The organism is Desulfococcus sp. (assembly GCF_050178255.1).
GTDB classification, from domain to species: domain Bacteria; phylum Desulfobacterota; class Desulfobacteria; order Desulfobacterales; family Desulfococcaceae; genus Desulfococcus; species Desulfococcus multivorans.
Map to the genome: position 1 here is coordinate 6,311 of NZ_JBFXGG010000128.1, position 1,735 is coordinate 8,045.

Consider the following 1,735-nt stretch of genomic DNA (forward strand, 5'->3'; position numbering starts at 1 on the left):
GGAACACCACCGAGGACGAGTTCAACTTTCTCGTATCGGGGCTTTTCGCCAGGGACGGCATCGACGCGGGCCAGGTGAAGGGGACCATCATCTCCAGTGTGGTGCCGCCCATGGTGAACATCCTGGATGCCTTCTGCCGGAAGTACATGAAACACGCCCCCGTATGGGTGGATGCCAGGACGGCGGCCGGGATGCCCATCCTCTACGGCGACCCCAGCGAGGTCGGGGCCGATCGGATCGTCAACGCCGTGGGCGCCTATGCCAGATATCCTGAAAGCCTCATCATTATCGACTTCGGCACGGCAACCACCTTCGACGCCGTGTCCGAAAAGGGCGAGTATCTCGGCGGCGCCATCAGCCCCGGTATCCGGATCGCGTCGGAGGCCCTGTTCATGAGGGCCTCCAAGCTGCCCCGGGTGGAGATCTTCAGCCCGCCGGACCGGGTGATCGGCAAGAACACCGTCGGCAGCATCCAGGCGGGCATCATCTTCGGCTATGCCGGGCTGGTGGACGGGATGGTCCGTCGCATGGCCGAGGAGATGGGCACCGCGCCCAGGGTCGTCGCCACCGGTGGGCTGGCGCCCCTCATGGCCGGTGTCAGCGAGACCATCGACGTGGTGGACGGCAACCTGACCCTGGAGGGCCTGCGGATCATTCACGAACGGCAGCTGCAGGCCGCGACCGGTCGGTGACCCCCGAGGCGCGTCACGTGCCGTCCCGGATCTTCTGGGGCATCGCCTCGTTCCAGGTCATGGCCATGTTCCGGAGGGGGCTGTTTTACAGCTTTCTCTCCATCTACCTGCGGTTTTACCTGGGGTTGAGCGTTACCGAGACGACCCTTTTCGCGACCCTCCCCATGCTCTTCAACGTCATCTGTCAGACCTATGTGTGGGGCGGGGTGTCGGATCGACGTCAGCTCCGCCGCACCCTGATCGTATGGGGCGAACTCCTGGCCGGGATCGGCACCATCCTGGTCTGGTATCTCCACACCCTCGCCGGGGTCGGTCAGGCCGCCGGCTACGTCATCATCCTGGGGCTCGCCGTTGTGGAGATCTTCTGGTCCATGTCCAACGTGGGGTGGAGCGCCCTCATCTCCGACATCTACGGGATCGAGGACCGGGGCGCGGTGCAGGGGCGGCTCACCAGCGTCGGAGGGCTCGGGCGGATCCTGGGGATTTGGATCGGGGGGCTCCTTTATGACGGCATGGGGCTCCGGTATGAGGGGTGGGGGTTCCAGGAGGGCGTCCTCTTTTTCATCGCTTCGGGGGCCATGGTCGTCTCGGTGCTGCCCATGCTCCTGGTGCCCGAAGGCGGCATCGGGAAAGGCGGCGGGGCCCCGGAGGCACCGCCGCCCGAGGCCGAGGCCGGAACCCGCGCCGCATTCATCCTCTTTCTCTGGGCCATGGTCTTCATCAATTTCGGCCGGAATTCCATCGCCGTCATCATGTCCCAGTATCTCGCCCTCGACTCGGGGCTGGCCCTCGCCGGCGGCATGATCAGCCACGTCGTCAACATGCAGTCCGTGGCCGTCATCGGGGCGGGGCTCATGGTGGGGCGCCTGGCGGGCAAGTACGGCCACCGCCGGGTCCTGATCTGGGGCACGTGGGGGGCGGCGGCCTCGCTGGTGATATTGGCCGGCGTGGAGGGGCTGGCCTGGATGTTTGCGGCCAACTTCATCCGGGGCGTTTCCGAGGCCCTGATCACGGCGAGCGCCTACGCCCTGGCCTCGGTGCTG

At 66.2% G+C, this 1,735-nt stretch carries 2 protein-coding genes; both read left to right on the forward strand.

Going from position 1 to position 1,735, the window contains the following annotated elements:
• The coding region (locus AB7S84_RS15235; protein ID WP_428155515.1) for a type III pantothenate kinase at positions 1-692 on the forward strand (692 nt) is incomplete at its 5' end.
• A 17-nt stretch (positions 693-709) separates the two neighbouring features.
• Positions 710-1,735, forward strand: a 1,026-nt coding sequence (locus AB7S84_RS15240) for an MFS transporter (RefSeq protein ID WP_428155517.1), incomplete at its 3' end; no start/stop codon positions are given.